General features: G+C 40.9%; 13 protein-coding genes. 6 read left to right on the plus strand and 7 right to left on the minus strand.

Annotated features, from left to right (window positions below; all coding sequences use genetic code 11):
• A partial coding sequence (locus H5232_RS15485; protein WP_182831157.1) for an ABC transporter ATP-binding protein occupies positions 1–884 on the plus strand: 884 nt, incomplete at its 5' end.
• Between the two features lie 88 nt (positions 885–972).
• Here the strand turns inward: H5232_RS15485 and H5232_RS15490 are convergent.
• On the minus strand, positions 973–3,747 hold the full coding sequence (locus H5232_RS15490) for a collagenase (protein WP_182717625.1): 2,775 nt from the start codon (positions 3,745–3,747) through the stop codon (positions 973–975).
• Positions 3,748–4,169: 422 nt separating this feature from the next.
• On the opposite strand from H5232_RS15490, the gene H5232_RS15495 reads away from it, so the two are divergent.
• Positions 4,170–5,201 carry a LacI family DNA-binding transcriptional regulator gene (locus H5232_RS15495; RefSeq protein WP_149981804.1) on the plus strand — a complete coding sequence of 344 codons (1,032 nt, stop codon included), beginning with the start codon at positions 4,170–4,172 and terminating at the stop codon, positions 5,199–5,201.
• 24 nt (positions 5,202–5,225) lie between these two features.
• Here H5232_RS15495 and gtfA read toward each other — a convergent pair whose 3' ends face one another.
• Positions 5,226–6,698, minus strand: a complete 1,473-nt coding sequence (gene gtfA, locus H5232_RS15500; protein WP_182717626.1) for a sucrose phosphorylase — start codon at positions 6,696–6,698, stop codon at positions 5,226–5,228.
• A 177-nt stretch (positions 6,699–6,875) separates the two neighbouring features.
• On the opposite strand from gtfA, the gene H5232_RS15505 reads away from it, so the two are divergent.
• The 3 genes from H5232_RS15505 (at position 6,876) to H5232_RS15515 (ending at position 11,743) form a co-directional block, all read left to right on the plus strand.
• Entirely contained in the window at positions 6,876–8,105 is a 1,230-nt protein-coding gene (locus tag H5232_RS15505; protein ID WP_149981806.1) for a sugar MFS transporter, read from the plus strand.
• Positions 8,106–8,272: 167 nt separating this feature from the next.
• A complete protein-coding gene (locus H5232_RS15510; protein WP_182739484.1) occupies positions 8,273–10,666 on the plus strand; it encodes a TonB-dependent receptor domain-containing protein in 2,394 nt (797 codons plus the stop codon).
• A gap of 129 nt (positions 10,667–10,795) precedes the next feature.
• Complete coding sequence (locus H5232_RS15515) at positions 10,796–11,743, plus strand: carbohydrate kinase (protein WP_182717628.1); 948 nt, start codon at positions 10,796–10,798, stop codon at positions 11,741–11,743.
• 91 nt (positions 11,744–11,834) lie between these two features.
• Here H5232_RS15515 and H5232_RS15520 read toward each other — a convergent pair whose 3' ends face one another.
• The 3 genes from H5232_RS15520 to H5232_RS15530 form a co-directional block, all read right to left on the minus strand.
• On the minus strand, positions 11,835–12,215 hold the full coding sequence (locus H5232_RS15520) for an STAS/SEC14 domain-containing protein (protein WP_182739483.1): 381 nt from the start codon (positions 12,213–12,215) through the stop codon (positions 11,835–11,837).
• A gap of 124 nt (positions 12,216–12,339) precedes the next feature.
• Positions 12,340–13,032 (minus strand): cupin domain-containing protein, encoded by a 693-nt coding sequence (locus H5232_RS15525; RefSeq protein ID WP_182831158.1) that lies wholly within the window; start codon positions 13,030–13,032, stop codon positions 12,340–12,342.
• 21 nt (positions 13,033–13,053) lie between these two features.
• A complete protein-coding gene (locus H5232_RS15530; protein ID WP_182717631.1) occupies positions 13,054–13,674 on the minus strand; it encodes a glutathione S-transferase family protein in 621 nt (206 codons plus the stop codon).
• A 180-nt stretch (positions 13,675–13,854) separates the two neighbouring features.
• On the opposite strand from H5232_RS15530, the gene H5232_RS15535 reads away from it, so the two are divergent.
• Entirely contained in the window at positions 13,855–14,373 is a 519-nt protein-coding gene (locus H5232_RS15535; protein WP_182717632.1) for a TetR/AcrR family transcriptional regulator, read from the plus strand.
• 81 nt (positions 14,374–14,454) lie between these two features.
• On the opposite strand, the gene H5232_RS15540 is transcribed toward H5232_RS15535, so the two are convergent.
• Both H5232_RS15540 and H5232_RS15545 read right to left on the minus strand, forming a co-directional pair.
• Entirely contained in the window at positions 14,455–15,918 is a 1,464-nt protein-coding gene (locus tag H5232_RS15540; RefSeq protein ID WP_182783555.1) for a carbon starvation protein A, read from the minus strand.
• A gap of 244 nt (positions 15,919–16,162) precedes the next feature.
• A complete protein-coding gene (locus H5232_RS15545; protein WP_182831159.1) occupies positions 16,163–18,664 on the minus strand; it encodes a S8 family serine peptidase in 2,502 nt (833 codons plus the stop codon).
• Positions 18,665–18,821: the final 157 nt, after the last annotated feature.

The raw sequence follows: 18,821 nt of genomic DNA on the forward strand, positions 1-18,821 counted from the left end.
AAGCGCTCGCCGGACTAATTCCTATTAGCGAAGGTGAAATTAACTTAGGTAAATGGCAGGCTACCCCTAAATTGACTGTGCCACCTGAGAAACGCAGCGTAGGTATGGTATTTCAAGACTTTGCGTTATTCCCTCATTTAACCGTTGAGCAAAACATTGGCTTTCGTTTAAAAGATACCGCCGTTGCTGATCATTGGATAGCCCTACTGGGTCTTGATGACTTTCGTCATAAAAAGCCAGCCACCCTTTCAGGCGGTCAAAAACAACGAGTTGCACTAGCACGTACCCTTGCCCACCAACCTGACTTTGTGTTACTTGATGAGCCGCTTTCAAACCTTGATGCGGCACTAAAAGATATGCTGCGCTGGGATATCCGAAATGCCCTGAAAAAAGCTGGCGTGCCTGCAATTTGGGTGACTCATGATCAAGAAGAAGCTTTATCAATAGGCGATCGTGTGGGTGTGCTCAAGGCCGGAAAAATCCAGCAACTTGATACTCCTGAGCGTTGTTTTAGTGTGCCCAACAATCGCTTTGTTGCACGTTTTTTAGGTGAAGCAAGTTTCATTAACGGTTTTTTTGAGAATAATCAAGCAACTACAGCCATCGGCAATGTGCCCGCTCACGGCGTAGATTGCCAACAAGGTGAGGTGGATGTCCTACTTCGCCCCGACGATGTAATGCTAGTACAAGGTGAGATCGGCAACAACGGTGTGGTCGTATGGGTACGCTTTGAAGGAGGGAGTCGTTTATGTGCAGTAGAGCTTGCCTGTAAAACAGTGGTTACTAGCCGCGTAAGCCACGAAGTCGTTGTATACCCTGGCGATAGCGTGCACGTATCGTTAAGTACTTCGCATCCACTCGCGGTGTATAAACGAGCAATCTAAACTCACTTTAACGCTTAAGTTACAACACTAAAAAAGCCCATCTAGATGGGCTTTGCTGTAGGTGCTTTACTTTTTTAATATGATAATTTTAACGACACCCTTGGCTATTAAAATCAACCACTAGACTTGCACCAGTACTATTGCCCGACACCTTTAAATAACCCCAATATTGGCTTTGATCACTAATATAAATACATTCGCTATTGCCGCTATTACTGGACTGAGCCTGTTCATTACTGCCATTTGGCCAGCTGCTGTTTGAATAACTTAGGCTGATGTCGCCACTGCCATTAGCGGTAGTTATCGCCACACCACTTTGACTTTGTACGTCAGCAATACTAAACCACATAGGATCGCTGTTACCCAAACAAATCACTTCACCGTCATTTAAACGGCCATTGCTACGACTACCTTGGGTAGCACATGCATCAGGTACACTACTACTTACTCCTGTGTATGAAGCGGTTAATTTCACATTATCAAACATGTTATAGCCACGAATCATTACTTGATAAACACCTGCTTGCGCAGGATTTATTACACATTGTTCACTATTACCACCGACATAAGGACGACAATCATAACTATCCATTGTTGGTGTAGCAGCATAACTCACATATAAATCAGCATCGCCCGTGCCACCACTTAAGCTAAACACTAAGTCGCTGGCACCTTGCGGTACATCAAAGCTGAAATACAACAGCTCATCTTGCTCGCCAGCAATAGTCATTGGTTGAGCGTTTATCAACTCGCCGTTACCAACGCTGCTATCCTCTTCAATACTAGCCAATGTTGATGCGGTTTGGCTGGCACCTTGGTTATCAACAACCGTTAACGATACGCTATATTGTCCTGATGTTGTATAAGTATGCACCGGGTTTGCTTGATTAGAACTACTGCCATCACCAAAGCTCCACTGATAACTAACAATTGAGCCGTCACTGTCAATACTGCCATTGCTCGTAAAATTGATCTCATTGTTTTGCATACCGGCATAAGGTCCATTGATGTATGCGATTGGTGGCGTATTAGTGGTTGTACCTGCAACTAAGTCATCACACCATTGTACAAACTCGTTTTCATAATTATTTGCCCACTGCACAGTTTTCGCTTTATAAGCACTCCAATTACCAATGCGTGTATCTGCAAGCATGGCATTAATTTCACTGTAATGGCGTTCGAACATAAAGCGCACAGCTAAGTAACCCCAGCGATAAATACGGTCTTGATCAAAACCGTCATAGTTAGTGGCAAATACTTGCGCTAAGGTATAACGCGAACCATCACTGATGGTATTTTTAGCGGCGTCATTATTATCAAGATTAGCAACATATTCTGCAACGCCTTCTGACCACCACACAATATCTTCAGTTGGTGAATTAAAGTTTCCATATAAGTCAAAACGACCATCTAAGTAATGCACATATTCATGCTCTAGATTCCACACGTAATGCTCAGCATTGGCGTAGCTCGCCTCATAGGCAATAAAATTTGCTTGATTACCCACAACTGCGGGGTCACCTTCTAAATACATGCCGCCATTATTGGTGTTAATGCCAAAAATCGCACCTGCGTATTTACTATAATCATCGCTGCTATCAAATATATTTACTTGTAAAAAACTATTGTTATCATCGGCAACTGGGGCGTTATTGGTGGCAAGTTTAGTGTGAAATAAACCTTCTTCTGCGCCCATTGCAGCACATGCAGCTGTATGTTGTGCTGCAGTCATATTTTGTGAGCGAATTTTAATAGTGCTACTACAGCTATAATTTTGCGAAAGCGCTTGCTGAGTAAGTTCATCAACAAAGCCACAAATACCATAGTCATTACAATCAGCGTAATAACTGACAGAATCTGCCGCCGCAAGCCATACTGCATCACCATAGCCAAAGCTGTTATAAGTACTAAAAACCGCTTTTAAGCCAGTATCAACAGTAGCTTGAATAGCAGTGTCGGAATATTGCTTAAGGCGCGCAAGCTCACTGGCTGCATTAACAATTAAATATTGTGCGTCAGAGTCAATCATCCACTGCTTTTGGGTAAATGCATTCAGCTTAGTAACTAAATCAGTATCGCTAGCTACAGCTGTAACAAATGCATCATTCCACTGGCCGCGATAAAGCAAAGTAAAAATACCATTCACCGCACTGCGTATATTCCATTTTGCAGCATAGCTTTCGTTAAAACGCGTTAGCCACTGTTTCACCACATACAAGTAACGATGTTGCTGTTCAGCGCTGTCCATCGTAATGATCACTTCAGAAAGCGTTTTACCGTGGCCGTCATTATCGTCATAAAAATGGCTGTTGTTTACAAAAGCATCTATCGCATCAATTACGGCAGGCGTAACCCAAGAGCTAAAGCTCACGTTGTCGTTGTAAAATTCCGCATAAAAACCAGCTCGTAAATATAGGAACAATGCCTCGAGTTCAATGTCACCACCGCCAGCATAAGTCTGTGAGAGTGACTTTGCATGATTAGCAACCGCATACATATTATCAGAACTAAATACTAGGCTCTGAGTTGATGCTGATGCACTAAATAGTTCATTAACACAGCCACTACCTTGATTTTTAAGCTCAGTAATAATGCTCGTTGAACTAGCATTAGCCAGTGCATTTAAATCGCAGCTGACTGTGGCCGCTTGGCTACGCATCATTAACATACTAAATTTTTGGGGTTGTGATTGCAGCTGTGCTATTGGTGCTTTTTCATTATGGCCGTGTTCAACGCCATGATGATGCACACGTTCAACAATCGCAGCTTGTGGCTTGAATACGCGCTGATGGGTCGTATTAGCAAGCGCCATAGAGCTTGCCCCTAGTAACGGTAACGCCAAAATCAATCTATTCATTTTCATAATTTACCTTTGATAAATTTTATTATTTCAATCCAGAACGGGTTATCGAGGACGCAATTTGCAACATATAATCGCCATTACATACAATATACTTTGCCTAAAACTAAAAAAACTTAATTCATTAGTTGTAGCAAAATAGAAAACACCAGCACTTTACCATCAAAAAGGGTACATATGTAAAGATATAAATGATAAGGCGACTTTGTGAAAAATCACCCAAACAGTAACGTGTGAGTTAGTAAGCTAGCAGATATAAAAAAGCCAGTACTTTATTATTAATAACAACCACTTTCTAGTTCATTCTTGTTCCTAATACCTAATTACGTAACTTGCTATACACGCTACAATATAATTAACACTTTGATTTAGCGTGAAATATGGTAATTTATTAGTGAATCGCGTTCACTATCATGAGAAGTCGTATGACCCAAAAAAAACATTGGACATTAAAAAGCATCGCCAAAGAATTAGGCGTTTCTAACGCCACCGTTTCAAATGCATTTAATCGTCCAGATCAACTATCAAAAAGTCGTCGCGAGTCTATTTTATTGGCGTGTAAAGAGCTTGGCTATTTTGGCCCCAATAAAGCAGCGCAGTCATTACGCCGTGGTAAATTTAATATTGTTGCGCTGGTATTACCTGACAGTATTGAGTATATGGTGTCGGATCCTGTGGCCAGTAGTTTTATGCGTGGTGTGGCTTCTATCCTTGAAAAAAACAATATTAACTTATTATTATTTTCGGGAAATAGTCAAAACCTTAACAGCGTATTAGATTTTGTTGATGGCTTTATTTGTTATGGTCGTCCGCGCAATCAATCACTTGTAGATCAATTAAAAATTGTACCCAAACATGTGGTTACCGTTGATTTTGATATTGATCGTAATGCCTCAGTAAACATAGATAACGAACAAGCTAGTTATGAAGTGGCCAAACACGTATTAAAAAGCAGTGCTGATCAGGTCGCTATATTGGGACTGCGGTTATTAGATGAAAATGTATTGTGTCGTGTATATGAGCACCATGAATGCGAAGCCGGTCAATCAATTGCACATCAAAGATTACGAGGTTATCAAAAAGCATTAAGCGAAGTTAACATTACCTTAGGTGACGATAGAACTTGGAATATTCCAGAAAGTAGCGAACGTTATGCAAGCATCGCAGCAAAAGAAGCGCTCAACTGCATACCTAGACCCAATGTATTACTTTGTATGAGTGATCTTATTGCCCTCGCGGCAATTCGCGAAGCAGTTAAAATAGGTATAAAAATACCCCAAGAATTGCGAATTGTTGGATTTGATGGCATTGATGAAGCGCAGCGCTCTATGCCAACATTAACAACTATTCATCAAAATAGTGAAGAAAAAGGAGCATTAGCAGCTAATTTATTTATTAGCAAAAAAGAGCAAAAAGCACTTATCAACTACCAATTACAGTTAGGTCATAGTGGCTGATAAGTGACTGATTGTAAGGTTAACTTAGTTTAACAAATCATTTAGTGAGGTGAGTATTTGCTCATTCCCAGTGCGTGCAATTATTAACGCTTCGCGACGTGCAAAATTAACTTTTAGGACAATTTCACTGTCGTTTAATAGCCACTTTAAAGCACAACTATTGTCATCACCTTCAACACTAAACTCACCTGCAAAGGCACTGTGAGTATTACGTATCTCAATTAATTTTAGTAATCCCTGTACAACAGGCTTTGCAAGAGACTGCGCAATGATATCAGCATCTAAATATGGACGATTAATATCACGACCTACATTTGATTTTGCTAGTAACGCCATATCATTTTCAGCTGCGAATAAGCCACCGTAGTAAACTTGTGGTACGCCGGGTGCAAAAAATTGAATCGCGCGCGCAACTAAATAGTCAAAATCATTTGCGCCTAACGCATTGTAATAAGTGCAATTTACTTGGTACAAGTCGACATTACTGGCAGCAGCCCCAGTTGCTTGGCGGCTTTGGTTATTGCTATTTGCATGAATAGTTTCAACTAGATTATCAATTTGCGCTGCATTTAATAATCCTGGCTTATCACCCATTGGACCCGCATCAATAATACCAATGCCATCATGGGTATCGAGTACTGTTAAGCAATTACGTGGTGAAATATTTAACCACTTTACAAGTGCATCACTGTTATTGGTAAATAAGCTGTGCAAAATCAATGGTGGTAATGCGAAGTCATAAACCATATTGACCCGCTTTGCGACGTCAACTTGAGTTTGATAATGGCTGTGGATTTCAGCAATTGTTTCCATACCCAATGCATTAGCTTGCGCCGATAACTTATCTAAATAATCAAACGTTTCATCTAGCATAAAGCAGTTTGTGCCGGCTTGCTTAATCGCGTAACCCGCCGCATCTAAACGAATAATATTAACGTTATTAGCAGAGAACTTCGTTAATACATTATTTAAATACGCAATGCCCGCAGCAACTTTAACATTAATGTCGATTTGATTATCGGTAAACGTGGTCCAAAAATCATACGTTTGACCATCGCCACATGGCATTGGAGTAAAACAACTGCCAGGGCGCGGGCGATAAATCGCTTTTTGCTCGGCGTCGCTCATGCCATTTGGAAAGACATCTTCTTTAGTTAAAAATAAATCCCAAAACGAAGATGCTTTGCCTTTTGCCAGTACGTCCTGAAACTGAAAAGATTGCGCCGATACGTGGTTTACAATCAAATCGGCCATCAGATCATAGTCTGCGCCTAACACTTGAATGTCTTGCCAAGTACCGATCCGTTCATCCACGGCACTATGATCAATAGGGTCAAAGCCTGCATCACTACCATCAATTGGATTATAGAAGGGCAATAGGTGCACACCTCCAAATACGCCGTGTAATGGGCCATTTAAAAGTGTGGTCAATGCGTTGATATCTTGACCAGTGATCCGATCAGCGTATGTGATCAATTGAACTTTATTCTTCATCATTGTGTGATTACCATGTTGAAACTTAATCGATTAAGATATATCTTTAACTAGCGAGTGAGAATTTACAAGTAATTTTTAATAATTTTACATACAAAAATCGTGGCTTACGTAATACTACAATAAGTAACTAACTGACTTACTGAGTGTTAACTGAGCATTTAACGAGGAAAAAAGTACATGACAAAATCACACACACACGTAAGCAGCGACCCGTTGCAACAAATACGCTGGCTTACATATATGATGTTTTTTATGTTTGCCATGACTTCTGATGCGGTGGGCATGATCATACCTGAACTTATTAAAGAGTTTGGTTTAAGCATGACCCAAGCAAGCGCGTTCCATTATGCACCTATGGCGCTAATTGCTTTTAGTGGATTGTTTTTAGGTTTTTTAGCAGACAGTTTAGGGCGTAAAACAACCATCATGCTAGGCCTTTTAATATTTTCGGCGAGCTGTTTCTTGTTTGCGTTTAGCACCAGCTTTACCTTCTTTTTATTGCTACTTTGCTGCATAGGCTTAGCCATTGGTTTATTTAAAACGGGTGCGCTTGCGTTACTTGGTGATATTTCACATAGTAACGAAGATCACACTAAAACGATGAATAAGGTAGAAGGCTTTTTTGGCATAGGCGCCATTGTAGGGCCAGCTCTAGTAGGCGTCTTACTGGTGCAAAATGTAAGCTGGACTTACCTGTACATTATTGCAGGTGTAATGTGTTTAATTCTCGCTTTACTAGCGTGGCGTGCAGACTACCCAGCCGTTGTAAAAACCACAGCAAAGCCCACTTCGCTTGCCACCACCATGAAAATGATCAAAAATCCGTATGCGCTAGGTTTTTCTCTGGCAATTGCCCTTTATGTGGCCACGGAGGTTGCTATTTATGTATGGATGCCTACGCTGTTAAAAGATTACACTGGCTCTTGGCCACTACTTGCAACCTATGCATTGACAATATTTTTTGTACTGCGTGCCGCAGGGCGATTTATTGCCGTATGGTTACTAAACCGCTATAGCTGGCAAGGTGTTATGGCCTATTTAAGCTTAGGCATTGCGCTGTGTTATGTCGGTACATTATTCGGTGGCGTTGATTGGGCTGTGGGTTTATTGCCGCTTTCGGGGTTATTTATGTCGATGGTTTATCCGACTTTAAACTCTAAAGGTATATCCTGCTTTGCAGTGCAACAGCACGGTGCTGTGGCGGGCGTGATATTATTTTTTACCGCACTTTCGGCGGCTTTAGCACCCTTGTTCATGGGTATGATCAGCGATTACTTTGGCCATGTGCGTTACGGTTTTTATTTAGCTACGGGCTTTGCTGTCATTTTATTTTTAGCTATGCTGTTTAATTATTTTAAAGATCCATCAGCAACGGCTTTACAGCAAGATAACCCTGTAACTGAGTAAACCTATATTCTAAGACAATAAAAAATACTTTATAAATCAATGAATGAATAAAAAAAGAGCAAATTAAGCACAAAATAATTTGCTTCTTGTAAAATATTTGTTATTTTTACTTAATCGATTAAGTAAAAATACAAATCCAATTGGGTTCAACACAACGAGGCGTAACCATGACAACACACAACACACCTTTATATTTAATCAGTGCATTAGCACTTGCCGTAAGCCAAGGCGTACATGCGCAACAACAAGATCAAAATTCTCAAGTACAAGCTAACAAAGGTCTTGAAACAATCGTTGTAACTGGTGTACCACGTCGTACAACGATTATGGCATCAAGCGTATCAGTCAGTAGCTTGTCGCTTGAACAGGTTGAAGTGTCTACACCTCGCTCAACCGCTGAGGCGTTTAGAATCATTCCGGGTATTCGCGCAGAATCGACCGGTGGTGAAGGTAACGCAAACATTGCTGTGCGTGGTTTACCTGTGGCATCTGGCGGTGCGAAATTTTTACAATTACAAGAAGACGGTTTACCTGTACTGCAATACGGTGATATCGCTTTTGGTAACGCTGATATTTTTATGCGCTTAGATAATACCGTACAAACAATCGAATCAATTCGTGGCGGCTCAGCATCGACGGCTGCAAGTAATGCACCTGGTGGCATTATTAACTTTATTTCTAAAAATGGTGAAAACGAATCAGGCAGCGTATCAACTACTCTGGGCCTCGATTACGATAGCGTTCGTACAGACTTTGAATACGGTACTTACCTAAGCGATAGTGTACGTTTTCATGTCGGTGGCTTTGTTCGCCAAGGTGAAGGTCCACGCGAAACAGGTTACACATCAAATAAAGGCGGGCAAATTAAAGCCAACCTAACCAAAGATTTTGAAAACGGCTATGTTCGAATTTATTACAAGCATTTAGATGATAAAAGCGTAGGTTACTTACCGATGCCAATGTATGCAAATGGCGATTCTATCCCTGGGTTTGACGCACAATCGGATACACCACACTCGGCATTATTTACAAAAACAGTGCGTCTAAACGGCGAAAACCAAATTAGCAGTGGCGATATTCGCGACGGTATGAACCCTAACGTTGACTCAATTGGCTTTGAAGCAGTATTTGACTTAGATAATGATTGGCGTATCGAAAACCGTTTTCGTAAATCATCTGTAAGCGGTAACTTTAATTCACTTATTCCTGCTGAAGTAGGCAGTGCAACGTCGATTGCAGAAAGTATTGGCGGCGCAGGTGCAACACTCAGCAATGCAAATACTGGGGCTGCATTTAAAGACAATTTAGCAATGCGTATTCATACGTTTGACGTCACAATGAACGACTTTGACTCTATTGTGAACGACTTTAAATTGACTAAATCGCTCGATGACGACACCAGCATTACGTTTGGTTACTACGCATCAACGCAAAACATTGCCATGTCGTGGTTATGGAACTCTTATCTAATGGAGCTTAAGGGCGATAACGCAGCCTTATTAAATGTCACAGCTGCCGATGGTACTGAGTTTTCTGAAAATGGTTTATACGCATACGGAACACCTTTTTGGGGTAACTGTTGTCAGCGTGATTACGACACAGAATACGACACTCGCGCCCCGTACGTTGCATTTTCTACAAAACTTGGCGATGTAAGTATTGATGCAAGTGCCCGTTACGATAGTGGCGAAGCTCGCGGTAATTACGCAGGTGCAGTAACCTCTACAGTTGATATGAATCGTGATGGTGAAATATCCGTTCCTGAACAAAATGTTGCAGGCATTGATATTACTAATGCCAGCCCAGTTAACTACGACTGGAACTACACATCTTATTCAATTGGTGCTAACTATCAAATTGACCCAAGTCTGGCAACATTTGCTCGTATCAGTAAAGGCGGACGAGCGAATGCTGACCGACTTTTATTTGGTAAAGTACGTGCAGATGGCTCTGTTGCGAAAGAAGATGCTGTAGATGAAGTTAATCAATATGAGTTTGGGGTTAAAAAACGTTTTGATTCCTTCTCTGTATTTGCAACTGCTTTTTATGCAGAAACTGAAGAGCAAAATTTTGAAGCTACATCACAAACCTTTTTCGACCGTGAATACGAAGCCAAAGGGATTGAGATTGAATCAACTTACTTCATCGATGCGTGGGATTTTCGCGGTAACTTAACCTGGACCGATGCTGAAATCGTTAAAGATGCACTAACACCGGAAGTAGAAGGTAATACGCCTCGACGCCAAGCAGATTTAATTTACTCACTAATGGCGCGTTATAGCTACGAGAAAGGTGCAGCTGGTGTAAGCTTTATTGGTACTACCGATGCATACGCTCAAGACAACAACGACCTTAAATTTGATGGTTACACCCAAGTAAATGGCTTTGTAAGCTACGATTTATCTGAAAACCTTAGCATCGCGCTTAATGTAAATAACCTATTTGATACAGTCGGTATTACTGAAGCCGAAGAAAGTTCTATCCCAGATAATAATATTATTCGTGCCCGCACTATTAACGGCCGTACAACGTCACTAACACTTAAATACCTATTTAATTAACCGAGCTTTAGTATTTTTAAGCGCTGAATAATGTATTTTCAGCGCTTGATCTCCTAACATCTATTTACCTTGAAAGCCTCTCCCACTACTTTTGACCTAGCCCTTGCTAGGTTTTTTAGGATTTACAATATGACCAAATTACTTAGCCTTGGCGAGCTGCTTATTGATATGCTGCCGCAAGATTCTCAAAACAGTGCTTATTTGCCCATTGCTGGCGGCGCTCCTGCCAATGTAGCGGTAGGTTATGCCAAACTGGGCGGCAAAGCGGCTTTTTGTGGCGGTATGGGCGATGACTATTTTGCTAAACAATTAAGTAAATCGCTTGCGCAATATAAGGTAAGTACAGAGTACTTATTTACAATTAAAGACTCTCAAACGGCCGTGGTTATTGTCAGTTTGGATGAAACCGGTGAACGCAGCTTTAATTTTTATCGCCACAATACCGCCGATTTACTGTTAACGAGTGAGCATTTAAACCATATCAAATGGGATGAATTGAGTACCCTACACTTTTGTTCCAACACGTTAACTAATTTAGCCATTGCGCGCACCACGATCAATGCTTTAAAGCTGGCTAAAAAGAACCATAAGCTAGTCAGCTTTGATGTGAATTTACGCTATAGCTTGTGGCAAAATAGCAATGACATTGAGCAAAATGTACACGCGTGTTACGCCTATTGCGATATAGTTAAGCTATCGCGGGATGAGCTAAATTTTTTAGCTGAGCAAACACAGCAAACACCTGATGATTACTTGCAATCGATTCTAGATACGGATGTTAGCTTAGTGTTTTTAACCGATGGTCCCGCGCCTGCAACCGTTTACCATAACGCATTTGCATTTACTGAAGCTGCACCAATTATTACGGCGGTTGATACCACCAGTGCGGGCGATGCGTTTATTGCCGGGGTTTTGTATTATTTAAATCATAATGATGAAAATATATTGCTCACGGATAAACTCAACAATCAGCAAATAGTAAAACGCGCTTTAAATTTCGGCCTTCGCTGTGGTTCAAAAGCCTGTTTAGCCAAGGGAGCATTTCCCGCATTACCAATGTTAGTTGATGTAGTTTAAAAGATTAAAGCCCATGTTAATGCCAGTTAATTAGTATTGACTGGCATGAAACAATAACAGCGCTTGGTATTTACAGTATTTTATAAATACCCTACTCTTCTAGCCACTCAATTGCAGCTGTCGCATTTTCAAAATAGGCCATTTCACCTGATACAACGCGGTTTCCTATTTTAGCAATATTGGACTGCCATTTTTTATTGCCATAAATAGCAACTTTTTTCAGCTCTTTATTGTGTTTTATACCTAACTTTAAATCATCCCATGCGGCTCTAAAGCCACCGCCCTGAAACTCGATACTATCAATGAGTACATTTATTATTGGCTGTTTTACTTGCGATAAGGCTGAATCAATCATCGGGGGGATGGTTTTATAATCTTCGTGAGTAAGCTTGCCAACCGCTTTTAAGGTTAAGAAAAACTCACGGCCTGCGCCTTCAATATCAATAGATAAACCATGGTTTAAATGTGTCATAACTTAGTCTCATTTATACGTTAAGGTTTGAGAATACGTTAAGTTAGATTAATAAATTATGAAGCAAATCAAAATACAGCTGGAAAAGTAAAAAGTGAGCATTTGCTCACTTTTTATATAAGCTTTAAGGGTTTTCCAAGCGATGAATTTGCTTATCTGCATCCGTTAAATGACCTGTTTTAAGCCAAGCTTTTGCGCCTTCACTGCCTGCTTTAGCATTAACCATGCTGTTTATGGGAACTCTTAACCAACTGTTTTTTACAAGTGTATCGCCCTGCTCTTCAAGTGAACCTTCAAGTACTAAAAGCTCAGCCCCACCGGGTGCATTTATCGCTATCTCGGCGTTCGCTTTAAAATGCATTAAACTCACCTCTTCAAAGGCGTCTTTATAAAGAGGAGCTACATTTACATCACTAAACTCAGCGTGAGGAACACCTTGCATGGTATTAGTTTGTAAACGTACATGCTCTCTGTCCTCTGGCTGAAACTGCCATAATTTTACAAATATAACGCAGCCGCTTTCGGAGCCTGGAGTATGCTTTGATTCGGGCGGATTACGAATATAAGAACCCTTGGGGAAATCACCATGTTCATCTTGAAAAACACCTTCAAGCACAATAAATTCTTCACCGCCGGTATGTGTATGGGCAGAAAAATGGCTATTTGGCGCATAACGTACAATGCTGGTTGCGCGTGCAACCTCATCGCCTACTCTATCAAGTGGACGCCTATCAACACCCGCCATCGGTGACGCTATCCACTCGAGTGATTCACTGTGCACGACAACACGTTTGCTAAAGTCTGCTGCAATTTTCATATTTGCCTCCAAATTATAAATCTATTTAGCAATACTTGGACGCTGCGCGACCTTTTGTTGCCATGCAATTAAATGTGATAGCTCACTTGGAATAACAATTTGTGCAAAGCCTGCAAACACCAGACCGGCGTACAAAGTAATATCTGCAACAGTAAATTGCTCACCGGCAACATAAGCAGAATTGGCTAACACTGTATTAAAATAAACAAAACCTTGGTGCGCTTTTTCACCTTGCTTTGCTCCCCAAGCAACATTTTGATAGGTTTCAAGTGCTGGGCCTAAACCATCCGTTGCATGATGAAAGTAACTGGCTACCGCATCAAGGACCATTGACTCCGCACGCTTTTGCATCATATTAATCACCGCGCGTTCTTTTGCCTCAATACCCGTTAATGAAGGGCCAGCAAAAGTGGTATCAATATATTCAGTAATCGCGGTGCATTCCGCTATATATGTCCCGTCATCTAGCTCTAAAACAGGCACGCCTGCTAAGGGGTTTTTAGCTAAAAAGGCTTCAGTACGATGCTCACCATTTAATAAATCAACAGCAACAAATTCAACTTTGTCAGTCGCATTTTTTTCAGCAAGAGCAATACGTACACGTAATGGATTAGGAAAGTTTTCTACGTCATAAATTTTCATAATTATCTCTTTATATTTTTAACCACAGTTTGAACTAATATTGGTAAGATCAAGCCAGCCTACCTACTGATAGGTAACTTATATTAAGATCTCGATCTTTGCAAACTAAAAATAAAAGAGCTTGAAAATAACTACCTACTGGTTGATAATTTTTTGCAGCGATATGAAGGAAGTTTTAAAATGACAAAAAAAGCAGCCCTGTTAAAAGCAGCAGAAAATAAGGTTAGACTTGGTGGCTATAGCAATTTTAGCTTTAGAGAGTTGGCGAATGAAATTGGTATTAAAAGTGCGAGTGTGCATTATCATTTTCCAACCAAAGCTGATTTAGGTGCTGAACTCGCGCATCAATATACGGATGCCTTTATCGCTGTGCTTGGCGAACCGGAGGCACACAAAGCAAACGGTAAAAACCCTATTGATATTTACACGCAATTATTTACAAACGCGTTAGTTATAGATAAAAAGATGTGTTTATGTGGTTTACTTGGCGCACAAAGTGACAGTCTTCCTGATAAAGTGCGCGATGAAGTAAAACGCTTTTTCATTAAAAACTTAGCCTGGTTAACTCAAGCACATAAAATAAATGGAGAGCTTAATCCTGAACGTGCCGCGATTAAAACAGTGAGTTTATTAGAGGGCGCGATGATGATCAGTAACACCCTTGACGATATTAGTTACTTTGAACAAGCCATTTTCTAACAGGCATTACGTCACTTTAGAACTATAAAAAAAAGCGAGCTTTACAGCTCGCTTGTTACGTCATTAATACACTGCAGTGTATTAATTTACACGCACTTTATGTTTTGAATGTACTATAGCTAGTGCAATAAATCCTACCACAGCAACCACAACACCAATTGGTTTGCCCATATCACTTGATAAGTTAAGGCCAATTGCAGCGGTCATGATGTACGATAACGTAACGGCTGTAGCTATTACTGCAGGAATACTCGCAATCCAATGGAATGTTCCACGGTCAAATAAGTACTTAGTCGCAAGCCATAACACACTCGTAGAAAGCAGCATGTTTGAAAATGCGAAGTAGCGCCAAATAACAGAGAAATCGAGTTTTGTCATAAAGTATGCGATTGCTAAAATTGGCACCGCAAGCAATAAACGATTACGCAAACTTTGCGGAATATTAAACGCATCAACCACGGTTAAGCGCAGTGAACGAAACGCCGTATCACCTGAGGTAATTGGGAATACTGCTACTGCAATAATCGCCATAATTCCACCAAACACACCTAAATAACTGTTTGCTATATGATTAACCACTAAACCTGGGCCGCCTAAATCAAGCATTGCTTTTAAACCTGCATAGCCTTCTGGGAACGCAGCAATACCAGCCAGTGCCCATACACAACCAACAATACCTTCACACATCATTGCGCCATAATAAACTGGACGAACGTATTTTTCGTTAGTTAAGCAACGTGCAATAATTGGTGCTTGCGTAGAGTGAAAACCACTAATCGCACCACAGGTTATGGTAATAAACAATAATGGCCAAGTAGGTAATCCATCTGGATTTGGAGTTAAAAAGTCGTGGGCATGATCAGCTTCAAAATACGCTAAAAAATCACCTGCTACTGGTAAATGCGGCGCATTAATTAACAGTGATACAGCAATTGCAACTGTCATCACAATCATTAATAAACCAAAAACAGGGTAAAATTTAGTAATGATTTTATCAATTGGCAGTAAAGTAGCTAAAAAATAATAGGCCAAAATTGCCAAAACCCAAAAGGTATTATTGGCAAATATAGTATCTTTAAATACGTCTAAGTTACTTAATAATCCAGCGGGGCTCATTATGAATACCACGCCGACAAAAAACAGTAACATCGCCGTAAATATTAACATCAAGCCTTTAAATACAACGTTATAATATTTACCTGCAATTTCTGGTAAGCTTTTGCCATCCTCTTTGATACTCATAACACCTGAGTAAAAGTCGTGTACAGCTCCACCTAATACATTACCGAGTACGATCCAGACCAAAGCAATTGGTCCATATAGAGCACCTAGAATAGGGCCAAATATTGGGCCTACCCCTGCAATATTTAAAAACTGAATTAAAAACGCACGAACAGGATGAATTGCAACATAGTCAACACCTTCGCTAAAGCGTTTTTGTGGTGTATCAATGGTGGCGTCCATACCAGCTTGTTTTTCTACAAAGGGACTGTAGAACTTGTAACCTAATATTAAAATAGTCAGGCAGATAAAAAAGATGATCATAAGCACGTTTCTCTTTTTGTATTATAGAGCGCGTTGTCAGTCGCCCCGAATTTCAAACTATGGGTAATCGTTGAACGTTAGCAGAGCCTGTTAAAATCCACAATACGACTATCTGATAATATTATTAGATGTTTGAAGTGCCGAGTTTAACTATCAGGAACAATATAGTAGGCAATAAAAAAGCCTTGCAGGGGAACAGCAAGGCTTGGGACTTCACGGGGAATTATTTAAATGTTAAGTGCACTTATTCAAATGTCACTGTTACGATATTTGAACATACATCTGCTGTAACACAAACTTGGTAATCATAGGCTGGCAAAGTTGCATTACGTAAGAAGTCACGGTGACGGCCGTTATCAGTCGTTGTTCCTACAAACTCACCATTACGATATACATTAAGTGACTGAGCACCCACTTGTTCCCAGCTAAGATCAACACGCATAGTATTAAGGCGTGTTTTATTGGCACGTACCAAACTCAACTCTATCTCAACATCACTCACAACCACGGTTTGCGTTGTTGTATCAGTATTGCCTTCGCTATCAGTAACCGTAAGGCTAACGTCATAATTACCTGCTTGTGCATAGGTATGAGCGGGGCTTGCATCGGTTGACGTTGCACCATCACCAAAGTCCCAGCTCCACTGCGTGATATCATCATTTGCATCACGGCTGCTGTCTGTAAAGCTCACAGAAAGACCTTGTGCATCAAACTCAAAACCGGCCTCTGGTGGCTGCGGGCTGACTTCACCAATGGCACTAAATGTAAGTGACCAATTATTCAGCGTACCTGTATCTGCTGCATAGGTATCTTCAATATGTAATACCCAATCACCCGTTGCCACTTCACCATTAAAATCAGCTAAAGAGTAGCTTTGAACTATATCATCTGCGCTACCGCCTGATTGACTATGTAATGTAGAGCTTGTTCCGCTAGGCGAAGTTAACGTAACGATTAAATCACCAATGTAAGTATGTGAAATATCAATACTCGCTTGAGTTGCAAAAACAGTCAGTGGATCATTTACGGTGATCACAGAATCAACACCGTCAACATTGTTATCGGGGATTGCTACTGCGGTATCATTCGTATAGGTAAAATCATTTAAGCCAACAGGATCAACTAATAAGCTTACTGACTTCTGCTTAGCCAACTCGCCAGAAGATGCATTTACGCTAAAGTCATAGCGCCCCCATTGTGTTGACTCTTGAGTTGGCACACTAAGTATCACCACATCACCAGGCGTTGCAGTGTTTGCTGATAAACTAGCACCAGCTAAATCGCCAATTAATTCAAGATCTACAACCCCTTGCCACTGGGCAATTGAGCCAATTTCAAATGTATATGTTGCCGTTTCACCGGCAGTGATCTGCTGAGCTGTTGGTGTAACAGATAGTTTAAAGCTTGGTGTAGGGTCTGCCTGCTCAAGAGCTTGATTAGCGTTTAAGCGTTTGCCCGATACGGTCTTCCCTGCCAGTTGTGCATTATCATCGCCACTATCCATAAGCAGCTGTTTAAGCTCACTTGTTGATAAGTCAGGATTGAGTGATAGTACCAAAGCAGCGACACCCGCAACATGCGGTGTGGCCATTGATGTACCAGAGTAAGTGGCATAACCATTACCCGGTACGGTTGATAAAATAGCGCTCCCTGGTGCGGCTAAATCAACACTGGTTAAACCCCACTGTGAAAAGTCTGACATATTATCGTTACGATCAGTGCTGGCCACTGACAACACGCTTTCATGCTCATAATTGGATGGATAATGTGGATTTTGATCATTATCAACGGCGTCATTACCTGCAGCGGCAACAAATAAAATGTCAGCTTGTTCGCTGGCGGTTATCGCATCAGCAAGCGCTTGGCTAAAGCCACCACCGCCCCAACTATTATTTAGTACGCGAACATTTACACCCGCATTTTTCAGACTCACCATATAGTCAATACACTTAATAGCGTCGGATGTAGAGCCACTGCCTGATGCATCTAAGAACTTACAACCAACAATCGCCGCTTCATGATTAACACCCACAACACCATTATTGTTATTACCTGCAGCGCCGATTGTCCCTGAGACATGCGTACCGTGACCTTGGTCATCCATTGGGTCGCCAACATTTGTAATGGCATTAATACCATGCACGTCATCAATGTAGCCATTACCATCATTATCGATGCCATCGCCTGCGATTTCATTCGGGTTTATCCACATATTTGCCGTTAAATCACTATGACTGTGATCTACACCAGTATCGATAACGCCCACAACGACATCTTTACCACCTGTTGTAATTGACCATGCTTCGAGTGCATCTATATCCGCATCGGCCGTCCCACCAGATTGGCCTTCATTGTGTAACCCCCACAACTTTGAAAAAGCAGGGTCATTAGGAGCCGTAGCAATGCTCACGCGATAATCTGGCTCAACATATTCTACCGCTGCATGTGTTTGCAGTAATTTAATTGCTTGCTTGGTGCTCATGCCAGTTACTTCAAACTTAGCTAGACGACCAGATAAAATCGACGAATAGTTGTCATCAACACCATCTTTATTTAAATCACTTACTTTAGCTTTTACTAAACTGCGGGCTTGACTACGCATTGCCACAGAAGTGCCTTTTTTATACATAACGAGCAATGAGTCTTGAGAAGCTCGTGCTGAAGGATCTGCAGCAATGGTTGTTACTTGTGCTGCAGCTAAACATGGCAAAATAGCCAAGCTTAAAATAGATAATTTAGTTTTCATATTTTGTATCCATAGTTAGAAATATTAACTTAGCTTTGTTACTAAGTTTCGCTAACTTCACTACTTTTGAAATATCACTGGCAAGCACCATAAATGACAGAGAAAACCTAAACCAGACAAGAAAAATTCAATAAATTACTAAAAAACCAGTCTTTAA

The sequence above is a fragment of the Pseudoalteromonas sp. SG41-5 genome (assembly GCF_014164495.1).
Classification (GTDB): domain Bacteria; phylum Pseudomonadota; class Gammaproteobacteria; order Enterobacterales; family Alteromonadaceae; genus Pseudoalteromonas; species Pseudoalteromonas rhizosphaerae.